Annotated in this window: 15 protein-coding genes; 10 read left to right on the plus strand and 5 right to left on the minus strand. The window is 71.0% G+C overall.

Features of this window, described 5'->3' with window-relative positions; translation table 11 throughout:
• Positions 1-103: 103 nt before the first annotated feature.
• Positions 104-1,273 (minus strand): galactokinase, encoded by a 1,170-nt coding sequence (gene galK / locus ACFY1S_RS01465; protein ID WP_387111549.1) that lies wholly within the window; start codon positions 1,271-1,273, stop codon positions 104-106.
• Positions 1,270-2,268, minus strand: coding sequence for a UDP-glucose 4-epimerase GalE (gene galE, locus ACFY1S_RS01470; RefSeq protein WP_387111552.1), 999 nt, complete (start codon positions 2,266-2,268; stop codon positions 1,270-1,272). Before galE ends, galK begins: the two co-directional genes overlap by 4 nt.
• A 174-nt stretch (positions 2,269-2,442) precedes the next feature.
• On the opposite strand from galE, the gene ACFY1S_RS01475 reads away from it, so the two are divergent.
• The 6 genes from ACFY1S_RS01475 to ACFY1S_RS01500 all read left to right on the plus strand — a co-directional run bounded on the left by ACFY1S_RS01475 (position 2,443) and on the right by ACFY1S_RS01500 (position 7,119).
• Entirely contained in the window at positions 2,443-3,555 is a 1,113-nt protein-coding gene (locus ACFY1S_RS01475) for a hemolysin family protein (RefSeq protein WP_387111555.1), read from the plus strand.
• 33 nt (positions 3,556-3,588) lie between these two features.
• Positions 3,589-4,614: a tryptophan--tRNA ligase gene (trpS, locus tag ACFY1S_RS01480; protein WP_364368312.1), complete on the plus strand. Its 1,026-nt coding sequence runs from the start codon at positions 3,589-3,591 to the stop codon at positions 4,612-4,614.
• A 27-nt stretch (positions 4,615-4,641) separates the two neighbouring features.
• Complete coding sequence (locus ACFY1S_RS01485) at positions 4,642-5,211, plus strand: 2'-5' RNA ligase family protein (protein WP_387111558.1); 570 nt, start codon at positions 4,642-4,644, stop codon at positions 5,209-5,211.
• A gap of 80 nt (positions 5,212-5,291) precedes the next feature.
• Entirely contained in the window at positions 5,292-6,215 is a 924-nt protein-coding gene (locus ACFY1S_RS01490; RefSeq protein ID WP_387111561.1) for a YhjD/YihY/BrkB family envelope integrity protein, read from the plus strand.
• A 17-nt stretch (positions 6,216-6,232) separates the two neighbouring features.
• The gene (locus tag ACFY1S_RS01495; protein ID WP_377601239.1) at positions 6,233-6,601 is read left to right on the plus strand and encodes a GntR family transcriptional regulator; all 369 of its coding nucleotides are present in this window, start codon (positions 6,233-6,235) and stop codon (positions 6,599-6,601) included.
• An 80-nt stretch (positions 6,602-6,681) separates the two neighbouring features.
• The gene (locus ACFY1S_RS01500) at positions 6,682-7,119 is read left to right on the plus strand and encodes a hypothetical protein (protein WP_387111564.1); all 438 of its coding nucleotides are present in this window, start codon (positions 6,682-6,684) and stop codon (positions 7,117-7,119) included.
• 9 nt (positions 7,120-7,128) lie between these two features.
• On the opposite strand, the gene ACFY1S_RS01505 is transcribed toward ACFY1S_RS01500, so the two are convergent.
• The 3 genes from ACFY1S_RS01505 to ACFY1S_RS01515 form a co-directional block, all read right to left on the minus strand.
• Positions 7,129-7,500 (minus strand): VOC family protein, encoded by a 372-nt coding sequence (locus tag ACFY1S_RS01505; RefSeq protein WP_387111566.1) that lies wholly within the window; start codon positions 7,498-7,500, stop codon positions 7,129-7,131.
• A 204-nt stretch (positions 7,501-7,704) separates the two neighbouring features.
• Complete coding sequence (locus tag ACFY1S_RS01510; protein WP_387111569.1) at positions 7,705-9,339, minus strand: glycoside hydrolase family 13 protein; 1,635 nt, start codon at positions 9,337-9,339, stop codon at positions 7,705-7,707.
• Between the two features lie 74 nt (positions 9,340-9,413).
• On the minus strand, positions 9,414-10,460 hold the full coding sequence (locus ACFY1S_RS01515) for a LacI family DNA-binding transcriptional regulator (RefSeq protein WP_387111572.1): 1,047 nt from the start codon (positions 10,458-10,460) through the stop codon (positions 9,414-9,416).
• Positions 10,461-10,659: 199 nt separating this feature from the next.
• On the opposite strand from ACFY1S_RS01515, the gene ACFY1S_RS01520 reads away from it, so the two are divergent.
• The 4 genes from ACFY1S_RS01520 to ACFY1S_RS01535 all read left to right on the plus strand — a co-directional run bounded on the left by ACFY1S_RS01520 (position 10,660) and on the right by ACFY1S_RS01535 (position 14,876).
• Entirely contained in the window at positions 10,660-11,910 is a 1,251-nt protein-coding gene (locus ACFY1S_RS01520) for an extracellular solute-binding protein (protein ID WP_387111574.1), read from the plus strand.
• Positions 11,910-13,550 (plus strand): ABC transporter permease subunit, encoded by a 1,641-nt coding sequence (locus ACFY1S_RS01525; protein ID WP_387111576.1) that lies wholly within the window; start codon positions 11,910-11,912, stop codon positions 13,548-13,550. Before ACFY1S_RS01520 ends, ACFY1S_RS01525 begins: the two co-directional genes overlap by 1 nt.
• On the plus strand, positions 13,547-14,458 hold the full coding sequence (locus ACFY1S_RS01530) for a sugar ABC transporter permease (protein ID WP_387111578.1): 912 nt from the start codon (positions 13,547-13,549) through the stop codon (positions 14,456-14,458). The genes ACFY1S_RS01525 and ACFY1S_RS01530 overlap by 4 nt, the downstream gene beginning before the upstream one ends.
• A gap of 70 nt (positions 14,459-14,528) precedes the next feature.
• Positions 14,529-14,876: a hypothetical protein gene (locus ACFY1S_RS01535; protein WP_387111581.1), complete on the plus strand. Its 348-nt coding sequence runs from the start codon at positions 14,529-14,531 to the stop codon at positions 14,874-14,876.
• Positions 14,877-14,906: the final 30 nt, after the last annotated feature.

Raw genomic sequence — 14,906 nt, forward strand, 5'->3', positions numbered from 1 at the left:
CACCCGCCCGCCCCACCGCTCCCACCCTCGACCTCGTCGGTGATCAAGAGGTTTGCGTCAGAATCCGGGCTCGGACTGACGCGAACCTCTTGATCAACCCGGGTCAGTCGAGGCGGGTGGCGCCGGGGGCGGGGAGGACCGTCAGGGTGTTCGGGGCGGTGAAGCCCCGCTCGGCGTAGGCGGCCGTGACGGCTGCGGCCACCGCGTCGGACCGGTCGGTCTCGACCAGCGCCAGGACGCAGCCGCCGAAGCCGCCGCCCGTCATCCGGGCCCCGAGCGCGCCTGCCGCCAGCGCCGCCTCGACCGCGGTGTCGATCTCGGGCACGGTGATCTCGAAGTCGTCGCGCATCGAGACGTGCGAGGCGGTGAGCAGCGGGCCGATGTCCCGTACGCGGCCGGCGCGCAGCAGCGCCACAGTGTCCAGCACCCGCTGGTCCTCGGTGACTACGTGCCGGACGCGGCGTCGGGTCTCCTCGTCGTCGATCCGGGCCAACGCGGCGTCGAGCTGGTCGACTGACACGTCCCGCAGCGCGGCTACGCCGAGCGCCTTCGCACCCGCTTCGCAGGACCGGCGGCGGGCCGCGTACTCGCCGTCGGCGTGCCGGTGCGGTGCCCGACTGTCGACGACGAGCACGGCCAGGCCGGCGGCGTCCAGGTCGAAGGGGATCTGCTCGACGGACTCGTCGCGGCAGTCGAGGAAGAGCGCGTGCCCGGCCCGGCAGCGGATCGACGCGGACTGGTCCATGATCCCGGTCGGGGCGCCGACGTAGACGTTCTCGGCCCGCTGCGCCAGCCGCGGCAGTCGCTCGGCGGGCAGGTCCAGCCCACCGAGGTCGAGCAGGGCGGTGAGGACCGCCGACTCCAGGGCGGCCGAGGACGACAGGCCCGAGCCCAGCGGCACGTCGGACGCGATCGCCAGGCGGGCACCGGGCGCGGCGTGGCCGGCGTCGCGCATCGCCCAGACCACCCCGGCCACGTACGCGCCCCAGCCGGTGACCCGACCCGGCTCGGCCACGTCGTCGGCACCGAAGGTGATCGTCTCGTCGGACAGCTCGGACCAGACCGTCCACTGCTCGCCGTCCTGCCGGTCGGCGGCGACGACGGTCCGCAGCGGCAGCGCGAAGGGCAGCACGAACCCGTCGTTGTAGTCGGTGTGCTCGCCGATCAGGTTGACCCGGCCGGGGGCCGCCCAGCGGCCGGCCGCGTCGCCGCCGTACCGGCTGGTGAAACCCTCGGCGGCCCGTGCGGCGACGTCGCCGGTGGGGTTTGTCACGGTGCCTCCTCGGTTGGCTGCTCCAGGACGTGCGCGCGGTAGAAGGCCCAGGCGTCGCCGACCATGTCGTGCAGGGTCGGCTTCTGCGGCACCCAGCCCAGTTCGTCGCGGGCCAGCGCGGAGGAGGCGACCAGCTCGGCCGGGTCGCCCTCGCGGCGTGGGGCCACCTCGACCGGCAGGGGTTGCCCGGTGACCTCGCGGACCACGTCGACGACCTGGCGGTTGGTGAAGCCGTTGCCGTTGCCCAGGTTGTAGATCCGGTGCTGGCCGGCGGTGGCGGCGTCCAACGCCAGCAGGTGGGCGCGGGCCAGGTCGGCGACGTGGATGTAGTCGCGGACGCAGGTGCCGTCCACAGTGGGGTAGTCGTCGCCGAAGAGCTGGAGCTTCTCGCGCCGGCCGGCCGCGACCTCAAGCGCGATCGGGATCAGGTGTGTCTCCGGGTCGTGCCGTTCGCCGAGCGGGACGGTGCCGTCGAGGTACGCCCCGGCCACGTTGAAGTAGCGCAGCGAGACCGCGGCCAGCCCGTGCGCGACCGCCTCGGAGGTGAGCGCCATGTCGGCGGCGAGTTTCGTGGCGCCGTACGTGTTGGTGGGCGCCTTGACGGCGGTTTCCGGGATGGGCAGTTCGGTGGGGTTGCCGTAGACGGCGGCGGTGGAGGAGAAGACCATCCGGGGCACCCGGGCAGCCCGTACGGCGTCGATCAGGGCGAGCGTGCCGACCGTGTTGTTCTGCCAGTACAGCTCGGGCTTGACCATCGACTCGCCGGCGGCGATCAGGGCGGCGAAGTGCAGCACGCCGTCGAAGCCGGCCTCGGGGGTGACGATCCGTGCGGCGTCGTGGATGGACGCCTCGACATGGGTGGCGTCGGGGGCGAGTGCCTCGCGGTGGCCGGTACGCAGGTCGTCCAGGACGACGACGTCGTGCCCCGCGTCCAGCAGCATCCGGGTCACCACGCTGCCGATGAAGCCGGCGCCCCCTGTGACGAGCAGTTTCACGTCGTTGCCTCCTGATTCGACCCCGCCCGGGGCTGGCCCTTCGGTGATCACCCTACGGCTGCGGCGGCACCCCGACCGAGCGCGCCGCCAGCACCATTCCATCATAATCTTTCACGATCGAACAGACTCGCACAATCCCGGTGGAGTGGGCGGCCGGTGTCTACCATCTCTGTCATGCGGGAAGCTGCCCGTGCCGGGCTCCGGCGACGCGCGCGGGGGCGGCCCCGCCGCGACCCCGGCCCGCTCGCGCGGGCCGTCGCCCGGGTGCTGGTCCGCACCGCCGACGGCGCCAGCCGCCTCGTCACCGACCTGCTCGGCGCCGGCCCGGCGGCCGGCCGGGAACGCATCACCGAAGACGAACTGCGGGACCTGGTGGCGGCGAACACCGTGCTCGACCCGGACGAGCGGCGGATCATCGACGAGGTCCTGGTTGCCGGCGCCAGCCTCGTCCGCGAGGTGATGATGCCCCGCACCGAAGTGGTCTTCCTCCCCGCCCGACTGACCATCGCCGAGGCCGCCCGGATCGTCCGCGCCGAGACGCACACCCGCTATCCGGTCACCGACGGCACCCACGACGACGTGGTGGGCTTCGTGCACCTGCGCGACCTGCTGCTGCGCCCGGACGTCGACAGGTGCGCCACTGTAGGCGAGCTGAGCCGCGAGGTGAAGCGGCTGCCCGCCAGCAAACGGGTGCTTGCCGCGCTCACCGAGATGCGCCGCGAGGGCCAGCACCTGGCCGTGGTGGTCGACGAGTACGGCGGCACGGCCGGGATCGTCACCCTGGAGGACCTGATCGAGGAACTGATCGGCGAGATCCACGACGAGTACGACGACGCCCCCGACCCGGTGCACCCCGGTCTGCCCGCCGTGGTGGACGGACGGCTCAACCTGTCCGACTTCGCCGAGCGGACCGGTGTGGTGCTGCCCGCCGGGCCGTACGAGACGGTGGGTGGCTTCGTGATGGCCGCGCTGGGGCGGCTGCCGGTCACCGGAGACGAGGTGCCGGTGCCCGGTGAGCCGGTCGACGCGGGTGCTCCCGACCCGCCCGGCGGCTGGTCGCTGCGGGTGCTGGCGCTGGACGGACGGCGGGTGGCCCGTCTCGCGGTCGCCGCCGTGCGGACCGTGGAGCAGCGGCAGGACGTCGTCGGCGGGAACCCTCGGGATCCGGTGGCGGGGCAGCGGGGCCGCGCCCCGGCCCGACCGGCCCGCAGGAAGGACGCGGGGGAGCCGTACGAGGTCAGCGCCCCCGCACCGGCGGGCCGGGGCCGACCCGCCGGCCCGTCATGACGGACCGGGTTGCTTGCTGACAGAATTATCGCCATGTCCGACGTACCCGCCCGTCCCCGCGTCTTCTCCGGCATCCAGCCGACGGCCGACTCGTTCCACCTCGGCAACTACCTCGGGGCGGTACGGCACTGGGTAGCCCTTCAGGAGACCCACGACGCGTTCTACTGCGTGGTGGACCTGCACGCCATCACCGCTGGGCACGACCCGGCGGTGCTGCGGCAGCGGACCAGGGTGGCGGCCGCGCAACTCTTCGCGGTCGGTCTGGACCCGGAGCGCAGCACCCTGTTCGTGCAGTCGCAGGTGCCCGAGCACCCGCAGCTGGCCTGGGTGCTCGGCTGCATCACCGGCTTCGGCGAGGCCAGCCGGATGACCCAGTTCAAGGACAAGTCGCAGAAGCAGGGCAACGAGCGGGCCAGCGTCGGGCTCTTCACCTACCCGATCCTGCAGGCCGCCGACATCCTGCTCTACCAGGCCAACGCGGTGCCGGTCGGCGAGGACCAGCGCCAGCACCTGGAACTCTCCCGGGATCTGGCCCAGCGGTTCAACTCGCTGTTCGGTACGACGTTCACGGTGCCGGCGCCGCACATCGTCAAGGACACCGCGAAGATCACCGACCTGCAGGAGCCGACGGCGAAGATGTCCAAGTCGTCGTCCTCGCCGGCAGGCATCATCGACCTGTTGGACGACCCGGCCCGTTCGGCCAAGAAGATCCGCTCGGCGGTGACCGACACCGGCCGGGAGATCGTCTTCGACACCGAGACCAAACCCGGCGTGTCCAACCTGCTGACCATCCACTCCGCGCTCAGCGGTCGCGGCATCGACGAGCTGGTGGCCGCGTACGCCGGTCGCGGTTACGGCGACCTCAAGAAGGAGTTGGCCGAGGTGGTGGCGGAGTTCGTCCGCCCGATCCAGGAGCGCACCCGCACGTACCTGGACGACCCGGCGCAGCTGGACAAGCTGCTCGCCGCCGGTGCCGAGAAGGCCCGGGCGGTGGCCGGGCCGACGCTGCGGTCCGCGTACGAGCGGGTCGGTTTCTTCCCGCCGGTGCGCGGCGAATAGCGCCGCGGGACAGGTGGGGGCGGGTCGGTGGCCGAGAAGGCGGCGCGGAGCGTGGATCGCAGTGGCGGAGTGCCGCCCACCGGCGACACCATCCAGATCGGCATCGCGGTGGACATCCCGGAGCCGTGGGGCGGCCAGCTCACCCGTCGACGGATCGAGGCAGGTGACCCGCTCGCGGTGCCCGCGCACGTGACGCTGCTCGGGCCGACCGAGATCCCGACGGCCAACCTGCCCGCCATCGAGCAACACCTGGCCGCCGTCGCCGCCGCGCACCTGCCGTTCGCGCTGCACCTGCGGGGCACCGGCACGTTCCGTCCGGTGACGCAGGTGGTCTTCGTCGCGGTGGCCGCCGGGATCAGCGAGTGCGAGCTGCTGGCCGCGGCCATCGCCGCCGCGCCGGGCCTGCACCGTCAGACCCGCTTCCCGTACCATCCGCACGTCACCGTCGCGCAGGACGTCGCGCCCGAGGCACTGAACAAGGCGTACGAGGATCTTGCCGACTTCTCGGCGATGTTCGAGGTCGAGGCGTTCACCCTCTTCTCGCACAGCGGGCAGGCCCGGTGGCAGCCGCGTCGGGACTTCCGGCTCGGCGACTGACCGGCCGGCGACGCGCCGGTCGGCGAGCATCGCAAGCCGGGTTGCCACTACGGCGGTGAAAGATCGGCGAGGATGATCGCGTGAACGTGATCGGCCAGATCGAGGCGGGCATCGACCGCTGGGTGAGTGCCGCGCGGGGCCGCTCCGGTCTCTTCGACCACCTGTGGCGGGCCGGAACGCTCTACGGCGAGGTGCTGGCCGGGCGGCTGGCGGCGGCGATCGCCTACTACGGCTTCTTCGCGGTGTTCGCCCTCGCCCTGGTCGCGTACTCGATCTTCGGCGCGATCCTTGAGGACAACGACGAGGTGAGCGCGGCGGCTGCCGACTTCCTCAAGGAGAACCTGCCGTTCCTCGACGCGCAGCAGATCGCCAACTCCAGCGGCACGGTGGGCGTGGTGGGTCTGGTCATCCTGGTCTTCACCGGGATCGGCTGGGTGGAGGCGATCCGCTCCTCGCAGCGACTGATGTACGCGCTCAACCAGCAGCCCGGCAACCTGGTGATCCGACGGCTTGTCGACCTCGGCGTGATGATCGGCGTCTTCGTGCTCCTGGGCGTCTCGGTGGCGGCCGTGGACGCGCTGGAATCGCTGCTGCGCTTCCTGCTGCGCAGCACCGGATCGGTGGGGCTGACCACTGTCAGCGCGGTGCTCAGCGTGCTGGTCAACGCGGTGCTCGCCACCGCCCTGCTGCTCGCGGTGCCCCGGCTGCGGATGAGCCGGTCCCGACTGCGGCCGGTGGTGCTGCTCGTCGCGATAGGCATCACGCTTCTCAACACCGTGGGCCGCTACTACGTGGTGCGCACCGAACGGAACCCGGCGTACACCGTGGTGGCCGGCGCCGTCGGTCTGCTGCTCTACCTCTACCTGCTCAACCAGTTGGTGTTGTTCGGGGCCGCGCTGCTCGCGACCAGCACGAACGGGCGGGTGGTGGACCTGGCGGAGGGCGCCCCGGCGGCGAAACTCGACGAGGACACCGATCCCGGTACGCCGGGCGGCGCGGGCTGATGGCGGAGGGTGTGCAGGTGCTGATCTCAGTCGACCCGGACTCGTCGGTGCCCCCGTACGAGCAGGTACGCGTACAACTCGCCGAGTTGATCGGCGACGGTCGGCTCCCGGTGGGCAGCCGACTGCCCACCGTCCGGCAGCTCGCCGCCGACCTGCGGCTGGCAGCGAACACGGTGGCCCGGGCGTACCGCGAGCTGGAGACGGCAGGTCTGCTGGAGACCAGGGGGCGCAACGGCACCTTCGTCGCTCCGGGCCGGGACGACGCGGTGGACCGGCTCCAGCGGGCTGCCGCCGGCTACGCGGCCGAGGCGGCCCGGCTGGGCGTACCGCCCGCCACCGCTCTCGCGCTGGTCCGTGCCGCTCTGGACGCGGCCCGCCCCGGCTGACCGCCCCGGATCGGCAGCCGGACGGGCGGTCCTGCGGGGAAACCGTGTCCGGCGCTCTCGTTCGCGGCGATGATGAGCCGGTGGGCGCACTCATGACACTTGACCTGCCGGCCGACTCGCCGCTGCTCGGGCTTCCGTGGATCATCACCTTCGGCCCGCTCGGCGATCTCGACGAGTGGGAGCCGGTGGTCTGCGGGCCGTACGAGCGGCCGCACGCGCTGGCGCTGGCCGAGGCGGTGGTTGCCGAGGAGCAGCTGATGGCGGTGGTGGAACCACTGCTGCCGGCGCTGTCCGCCGACGAGATCCGCAGCGAGATCGCCGCAGCGCAGGTCGCCGCCGAGGACGAGGCCAGTCAGGTCGAGGGGACCGACCTGTACGGCGACTTCGAGGACGTGATCGACGAGGAGTTGGACGCCGCCGCCGACGAGGCGGGTCACGGCGAGCCCGCCGAACCGCCGGACGAGGCCGAGGTACGCGAGGGCTTCACCCGGATCGCGGCGCTGCTCACCGCGAAGTGACGCGGCTGCTCAGCGGGTCGGCGGGCCGTCCAGCACGCAGAATTCGTTGCCCTCGGGGTCGGCGAGGACGGTGAAGCCCTCGGTGCCGGTCTGCCCGACGTCGACGTGTCGTGCGCCGAGGTCGGCGAGGCGTCGTACCTCGGTCTGCGGGTCGTCGTCGGCGACCAGGTCGAGGTGCAGACGGTTCTTGCCCCGCTTGGGGGTGCCGGAGCCCTGCAACCAGATGGTGGGCGCGGGCCCGGACGGCTGCCCCGACGGCCACAGCTTGGCGCTGCCGTCGTCGCCCTGTTCGACCTCGTAGCCGAGTGCCGCCGACCAGAACGCGACCATCAGGTCCAGGTCCTCGACGTCGATCGTGCACTGTGCCACGCGTACCGCCATGGGTCACCTCCGTAGCGTCGGTGCCCGGTGCGGTACCCACTGCGGCGCCGCCGCACACGTCGGTGCAGACGGACACCGGCGCCGCGCGGAGTCAACTCCGCGTGGCGCCGGCGCCACCTCACCCCCCACCACAAGGGGCCGGTAGCCCAGTCGCCCGTTGGCGCGGGGCACGACGGACGACCAGGTCGAGAACGGGTTACCCGCTCAGCGGCGTTCCAACCAGGCGGCGGCGTCAACTCCGAGCAGATGGCCGGAGCCCTGCCCGGTGAGCGTGTCGCTGGCGACGACCGGCTGGCCGTACCCGTCGATCAGTACCGGCGCTCCGCTGAGGTTGACCACGCAGGTCAGCACCGCTTCGCCGTTGGCGCGGGAGAAGGCGAGCACCCCGGGGCCGGTCTCCAGCCAGGTGACCCCACCGGCGTCGGCGGCGAGCGCCGGATGGTCGCGGCGGATCCGCAGCGCGGTCCGGTACAGCTCCAGCGTCGAGCCGGGCACGCCGGTCTGCGCGGCGACGGACAGCGCCCGCCAGGTGGCGGGGGCGGGCAGCCAGCTCAACTCGCTGCCGGCCGGGCCGAAGCCGTACGGCGCCAGCTCGCCGGTCCACGGGATGGGCACCCGACAGCCGTCGCGGCTCTCGCCGGTGCGCAGGAACGCCGGGTCCTGGCGCAGTTCGTCGGGCAGGTCGAGCACCTCGGGAAGGCCCAGCTCCTCACCCTGGTAGAGGTAGGCGCAGCCGGGCAGTGCGAGCATCAGCAGGCTGGCCGCGCGGGCCCGGCGCAGACCCTCGGCCCCGTCGCCGTAGCGGGTGACGTGGCGCTGCTTGTCGTGGTTGGACAGCACCCAGGTGGTGGGTGCGCCGACCACTGTCGCCTCGGCCAGCGCGGTGTCGATCACCTTGCGGAACGAGTCGGCCGACCAGGTGGCGTCCAGGAAGTCGAAGCTGAAGGCCTGGTGCAACTCGTCCGGGCCGATGTAGCGGGCGAGCCGCTGCGGGGTCTCCGCCCACGCCTCGGCCACCGCCATCCGGCCGCCGGGGTAGCTGTCCAGGATGGGCCGCCAGGCGCGGTAGATCTCGTGCACCTCGTCCTGGTCGAAGTAGGGCAGGCGGCCCTTGCCGAGCAGTTCGACCTGACGCTGGCCGGTGGTCATCGTGCTGAAGCCGACGTCCGGCAGCCCCTCGGCCTTGATCATGCCGTGGGCGACGTCGATGCGGAAGCCGTCCACGCCCCGGTCGAGCCAGAACCGCAGCACGTCCTCGAACTCGGCGCGTACCTCCTGATGACGCCAGTTGAGGTCCGGCTGGGCCGGGTCGAACAGGTGCAGGTACCACTGGCCGTCGGCGACGCGGGTCCAGGCCGGGCCGCCGAAGATGCTCTCCCAGTCGTTCGGCGGCAGCTCCCCCCGCTCGCCCCGACCGTCGGCGAAGAGGTAGCGGGCCCGCTCCGGTGAGCCCGGGCCGGCGGCGAGGGCGTCGACGAACCAGCGGTGCGCGCTGGACGTGTGGTTGGGCACCAGGTCGACGATGATCCGCACGCCGAGGGCGTGCGCGTCGGCGATCATCGCGTCGAAGTCGGCGAGCGTACCGAACATCGGGTCGACGTCGCGGTAGTCGGCGACGTCGTAGCCGCCGTCGACCATGGGGGACGTGTAGAAAGGGGTCAACCAGAGCGCGTCCACCCCGAGGTCGTGCAGGTACGGCAGGCGTTGCCGGATCCCCTGGAGGTCGCCGACGCCGTCGCCGTCACTGTCGGCGAAGCTGCGGACGTACACCTGGTAGACGACCGCGGCGCGCCACCAGTCGTCGGCGGGGTGGGTCGGGGTGGCGGTGCTTGCGGTCATGGGTTGACGTTCCCCGTCTGTCTCGTGCTCGGGCGCGACTGTCTGAGCAATATGCCGGCCGCGCCCTGCAAGAGTCAAGCAGATCTTGCGTAAGGGAATCGCACGGCAGCCGGGGAGACAGCCGTCGAGCCGCGCACCACCAGCTCCGGGCGGAACAGGTACTCCGAGTGCGGGGCGCCGTGCCCGTTGATCTCGTCCACCAGGGCCCGGACCGCCGCGACAGCCATCGCGGTCACCGGCTGGCGCATGGTGGTCAGCGGCGGGTCGGTGAAGGCCATCAATGGCGAGTCGTCGTACCCGAGCACGGAGAGGTCACCCGGAACGGTCAGGCCGCGCTGCCGGGCCGCCCGGACCGCGCCGAGCGCCATCAGGTCCGAACCGCAGACCACCGCGGTGACGCCACGGTCGAGCAGGCGGCCGGCGGCCGCCTCGCCACCCTCCACACCGAACAGTGACAGCTCGGCGAGCAGGCTCAGGTCGGCCTCGGCCACGCCGGCCAGCCGGGTCATCGCCGCACGCCAACCGGTCACCTTGCGCTGCACCGGGACGAACCGGTCCGGGCCGGTGATCAGGCCGATCCGCCGGTGGCCGAGTGCGACGAGGTGGGCCACGGCCAGTTCGGCGGCCTCGCGGTCGTCGCAGGAGACGAAGGGCGCGCCGATGCCAGGCACGTACCCGTTGATCATCACGACCGGCAGCGGGCGGGCGATCAGCGCCCGGTATCGGTCGTGGTTGGCGGCGGTGTCGGCGTGCAGGCCGGAGACGAACACGATCCCGGAGACCTGCCGGTCCAGCAGCATCTCCACGTACTCGTCCTCGGTGACACCGCCGGCGGTCTGGGTGCACAGCACAGGGGTGAACCCACTCTGCGCCAGGGTCGATTCGATGACCTGCGCGAAGGCGGGGAAGATCGGATTGTCCAGCTCCGGCACGACCAAGCCGACCAGCCCGGCGCTGCGCTTGCGCAGCCGTGCCGGGCGCTCGTAGCCGAGAACGTCGAGGGCGGTGAGGACGGCCTGTCGGGTCTCCGGGGCTACGCCGGGGCGGTCGTTGAGCACCCGCGACACCGTGGCCTCGCTGACTTCGGCCTGTTGGGCGATGTCGGACAGTCGAGCGCGCATGGCGGCACTTTAGCCCACGGGCAAGTTCTTGCGGTGACCCTTGCAAGCGCTTCCATAATTTGCAACCTCTTGCTAACGTGCCCGCAACATGCGAGAGCAGCGGCGCAGCGTCTCTGCGCTGGTTGACAAGAACTTCCAGAGGTTCCCACTGTCGGGTCGCCCTTCCCCCGGCGAACCCGCCATGACGACAGGAGTACCGATGCGCATCCGTACCGCGGGTGTGGTCGCCGTTCTCGGCTTGGCGCTTGCCGCCTCCGGCTGCGGTGGCGACAGCGACGAGCAGGCCGCGAAGGAGTCCCCCAAGGCCGCCGGCGGCAAACTGGTCATCTGGGCGGACGACAAGCGGACCGCGGCCCTCAAGCCGTTCGCCGAGAAGTTCGGCCAGGAGAACGGCGTCACCGTCGAGGTGCAGGCCGTCCCGAACGAGGACCTCCAGAACAACTTCGTGACCGTGTCGAGCCAGGGCGGTGGCCCGGACGTGGTGATCGGCGCGCACGACTGGATCGGCAACCTGGTCCAGAACGGTGCCATCGACCCGGTACAGCTGCCCGACGAGCAGAAGGCCGCCTTCAACGAGACCGCCATCAAGGCCGTCACCTTCAACGGCCAGCTCTACGGCGTGCCGTACGCGCAGGAGAACCTGGCGCTGATCCGCAACACCGAGCTGGCCCCCGAGGCGCCGAAGACCATTGAGGACCTGGTCGCCACCGGCAAGCAGCTCAAGGCGCAGAAGAAGGTCACCGAGACGCTGTGCCTCCAGGTCGGCCAGAAGGGCGACGCGTACCACATCTACCCGCTGTACGCCTCGGCCGGCGGTTACCTCTTCGGCACCACCGCGAACGGCGACTACGACCCGAAGGACCTGGGCGTGGGCAAGCCGGAGTCGATCGAGGCGTTCAAGAAGATCGCCGCGCTCGGCGAGAAGGGCGAGGGCGTACTGAAGCGCTCGATCGCCGACACCAACTCGACCGCCACCTTCACCGGCAAGAAGTGCGCGTACCTGGTCTCCGGCCCGTGGGCGGTCGCCGACGTCAAGAAGGCCGGCATCACGTACGACGTCTCAGCCATTCCCGGCTTCGCCGGTGGCAAGGCGGCCGCGCCGTTCGTGGGCGTGCAGTCCTTCTACGTGGCGGCCAAGGGCAAGAACAAGGCCCTCGCCCAGGAGTTCGTCGTCAACTACGTCGCCAAGCCGGAACTGGCCGTGGCGCTCTACCAGGCCGACCCGCGCCCGCCGGCGCTGACCGCCGCGCTGGACCAGGTCAAGGGCAGCGACCCGGACCTGGCCAAGTTCATCGAGGCGGGCAAGGACGGCCAGGTGCTCCCGGCCATCCCGGCCATGGCCGCGATCTGGGACCCCTTCGGTAAGGCCGAGGCCGCCGTCATCGGCGGCGCCGACCCGGCCAGCACGGTCACCGCGGCCGGCAAGACGATCGCCGGCTCGATCAAGTAATGAGCACACCGCTGTCCGGCCCGGGGTCTGCCCAGCAGGCCCCGGGCCGGGGGCCCGTGGGCACCGGGTCCCCGCGCACATCCCGTTCCGCGCGGAACCACGCGCCGATCACCGCGGCCGGCCTCGCCGCGAAGGTGGTCCTGCTCGGCCTGGTGGCCGGCATCGCGATCTGGGCGGCCTTCCCGCTCGTGGAAGCCGAGAAGTGGGTCTGGTTGGCGGTGCTGGTGCTGACCACCGGTGCGCTGTTCTACCTGTACCTGGGTGGTCGCCACGTGCCGGCGAAATACCTCGTACCGGGCACGCTCTTCCTGATCGCGTTCCAGGTCGTGCCTGTGCTCTACACCGCGAGCACGGCATTCACCAACTACGGCGACGGCCACCGCGGCAGCAAGGACGACGCGATCGTCGCGATCCAGAGTTCCTCGGTCAAGCAGGTCCCGGGCTCCGCCCAGTTCCCGATGTCAGCGGCAACCAAGGGTGACCCCGCCACCGGCGCCCTGGTCTTCCTGGTCACCGACCCGCAGACCAACACGGTCTCCGTCGGCGACACCCGGGGCCTGCGCCCGCTCGACGCCGGCGCGGTCACCGTCGCCCCCGGCGGGAAGGTCACCGCCGCCGACGGCTACACGGTGCTGACCATCGGCCAGGCCAGCGCCCGCAGCAAGGACATCACCGACCTGGTGGTGCCGACCGCCGGCGGCGCGCTGCGCTCCTCCGGCCTGTCCCGGGTGTACGAGGGCAAAGCCGTGCGGGCGTACGACGCGGGCTGTGACTGCGTCTCCGACAGCGACAGCGGTAAGACCTGGACGGCGGACGGCGAGGTCGGCGCGTTCGTCGCCGCCGACGGCGAACGCCTGGCCCAGGGCTGGAAGGTGAACGTCGGGCTGTCCAACTTCACCCGCGTGCTCACCGACGAGCGGATCTCCGGGCCGTTTCTCGCCACGCTGATCTGGAACTTCGCCTTCGCGATCGGTTCCACCGGCGGCACGTTCATCCTCGGCATGCTTATCGCGCTCGCGCTGCACTCGCCCCGGATGCGGGGCACCAACCTCTACCGGATGTTGCTGATCCTGCCGTACGCCATGCCGTCCTTCGCGATGCTGTTGGTCTGGCGGGACATGTTCAACACCGACTTCGGGCTGATCAACAACCTGTTCGGGTTGGGCGTCGACTGGTTCGGGCAGGACTGGTCGGCCCGCGCGGCGGTGATCCTGGTGCAGCTCTGGCTCGGCTACCCGTACATGTTCCTGGTGGCCACCGGCGCGCTCCAGGCCATCCCGCGGGAGCTGACCGAGGCCACCTCGGTCGACGGGGCGTCACCCTGGCAGTCGTTCCGGGCGGTCACCCTGCCGCTGCTGCTTGTCGCGCTCTCACCGCTGCTGATCTCGTCGTTCGCGTTCAACTTCAACAACTTCAACGCGATCTATCTGACCACCGAGGGCGCGCCGTTCCCGGCGGACAACCCCACCAACGGCGCCACCGACCTGCTGATCACCTACACCTACCGGCTGGCGTTCGGTGGGCAGGCCGCGCAGTTCGGCTTCGCAGCGGCGATCTCGCTGTTCATCTTCGCCATCGTCGCGGTGGTCTCGGCGGTCAGCTTCCGGCGGACCCGCCAACAGGAGGAGGTGTACTCGTGACCACACTCACCGGCGCGGGCCGCCCGACGGCGGTCGACCGTACCGCGGGGAGGCGGAGGAACCGCTGGCTCGCCCAGGTCGGCTGGCGGCACCTGGTCGGCCTGCTCGGCGTGCTGTTCAGTCTCTTCCCGCTCGTGTTCGTCGTCTCGGCGGCGCTCAACCCGCTCGGCACCCTCTCCTCGACCGAGTTGGTGCCGACCGGCGGGGTGTCGTTCGGGAACTTCGGGGACCTGTTCGCGCGAACCGGGTTCGCCAACTGGTTCCTGAACTCGCTGCTCGTCGCCGGGGGTGCCTCGTTCGCCTCGATCCTGCTCTCCGCGCTCGCGGCGTACGCCTTCTCCCGGATGCGGTTCAGGGGGCGGCGGGTGGGGTTGCTGTCGCTGCTGTTGATCCAGATGTTCCCGCAGTTCCTGGCGATCGTGGCGATCTTCCTGATCTTCGGCTCGATCACGGACCTGTGGCCGGCCATCGGCTTCAACACCTCGTGGGGCCTGATGCTGCTCTACATGGGTGGCGCGCTGGGCGTGAACACCTGGCTGATGAAGGGGTTCTTCGACACGTTGCCCCGGGAGTTGGACGAGTCGGCCACCATGGACGGTGCCTCGCACGCCCAGGTCTTCTTCCGGATCCTGCTGCCGCTTGTAGCGCCGATCCTCGCGGTGACCGGGCTGCTCGCCTTCATCAACACCATCAACGAGTTCCTGATGGCGAGCGTCTTCCTCACCGACACCGACGCGAAGACCCTCGCGGTCGGCATGCGGGGCATGTTGCAGGGCGGCGAGCGGAACACCAACTTCGGGATCTTCGCCGCTGGCACCCTGCTCACCGCGATCCCCACGGTGCTGGTGTTCCAGTTCCTCCAGCGCTTCATCGTCTCCGGCCTCACCAGCGGCGCCGTCAAGGGGTGAGCCCACGACGACGCGCCGACCGGCGGACCCCACTACTACAAACTGTCGTTGATAGGGGAGGATGGGCGGCGTGGAAGCACTGAGACTGATTCTCCTCTATGTCCATCTGGTCGGCTTCGCTCTGCTGCTCGGCGGCGCGATCGCCCAGTACGTCACCGGCAAGCTGCGGATCAACGCCGCCATGCTCTGGGGCGCGGTGATCCAGTTGCTGACCGGCATCGGGCTCTCGGCGCCTCTGCGCGGCGGCGGTGACGCCGAGCCCGACCCGGCGAAACTTGTGACGAAGTTGGTCATCGCGCTGCTGATCTTCGTCATGGTCTTCTTCTCCCGGAAGCGGGACGTGGTCAACCGCGGCCACTTCCTCGCGATCGTCGGCCTGACCCTGGTCAACGCGGCGGTGGCGGTCTTCTGGCGGTAGCGTCCGCGCGGGGGGTCAGCCCTCCGCGAA

Origin of the sequence: Micromonospora sp. NPDC000663 (assembly GCF_042898105.1) — a bacterium.
Lineage (GTDB): Bacteria > Actinomycetota > Actinomycetes > Mycobacteriales > Micromonosporaceae > Micromonospora.

Coding starts and splice junctions, on each gene's coding strand:
- ACFY1S_RS01475 (WP_387111555.1), top strand. CDS start 2,443: ATGCGGGAAGCTGCCCGTGCCGGGCTCCGGCGACGCGCGCGGGGGCGG.
- trpS (WP_364368312.1), top strand. CDS start 3,589: ATGTCCGACGTACCCGCCCGTCCCCGCGTCTTCTCCGGCATCCAGCCG.
- ACFY1S_RS01505 (WP_387111566.1), bottom strand. CDS start 7,500: ATGGCGGTACGCGTGGCACAGTGCACGATCGACGTCGAGGACCTGGAC.
- ACFY1S_RS01510 (WP_387111569.1), bottom strand. CDS start 9,339: ATGACCGCAAGCACCGCCACCCCGACCCACCCCGCCGACGACTGGTGG.
- ACFY1S_RS01515 (WP_387111572.1), bottom strand. CDS start 10,460: ATGCGCGCTCGACTGTCCGACATCGCCCAACAGGCCGAAGTCAGCGAG.
- ACFY1S_RS01520 (WP_387111574.1), top strand. CDS start 10,660: ATGCGCATCCGTACCGCGGGTGTGGTCGCCGTTCTCGGCTTGGCGCTT.
- ACFY1S_RS01525 (WP_387111576.1), top strand. CDS start 11,910: ATGAGCACACCGCTGTCCGGCCCGGGGTCTGCCCAGCAGGCCCCGGGC.